The sequence below is a fragment of the Nonomuraea rhodomycinica genome (assembly GCF_013363995.1).
GTDB classification, from domain to species: Bacteria; Actinomycetota; Actinomycetes; order Streptosporangiales; family Streptosporangiaceae; genus Nonomuraea; species Nonomuraea rhodomycinica.
Genome location: NZ_JABWGO010000043.1, coordinates 1 through 475 on the forward strand (window position 1 = coordinate 1; position 475 = coordinate 475).

Sequence of the window (475 nt, forward strand, 5' to 3'; positions counted from 1 at the left end):
GCTCGCCGACGCCGTCAAGGTGACCCTCGGCCCCAAGGGCCGCAACGTCGTGCTGGAGAAGAAGTGGGGCGCCCCCACGATCACCAACGACGGTGTCTCCATCGCCAAGGAGATCGAGCTCGAGGACCCGTGGGAGAAGATCGGCGCCGAGCTGGTCAAGGAGGTCGCCAAGAAGACGGACGACGTCGCCGGCGACGGCACCACCACGGCCACCGTGCTCGCCCAGGCGCTGGTGCGCGAGGGGCTGCGCAACGTGGCGGCCGGCGCCAACCCGATGGCCCTGAAGAAGGGCATCGAGATCGCCGTCGAGCGGGTCGGCGAGGAGCTGTCCAGGCTGGCCAGGGACGTGGAGACCAAGGAGCAGATCGCCTCCACCGCCTCCATCTCCGCCGCCGACCCCGAGATCGGCTCGCTCATCGCCGAGGCGATGGACAAGGTCGGCAAGGAAGGCGTCATCACCGTCGAGGAGAGCAAC

1 protein-coding gene is annotated in these 475 nt (G+C 69.1%); it reads left to right on the forward strand.

The features are described 5' to 3' along the window. On the forward strand, positions 1–475 hold a 475-nt coding region (locus tag HT134_RS44350; RefSeq protein ID WP_281387929.1), incomplete at both ends, for a TCP-1/cpn60 chaperonin family protein.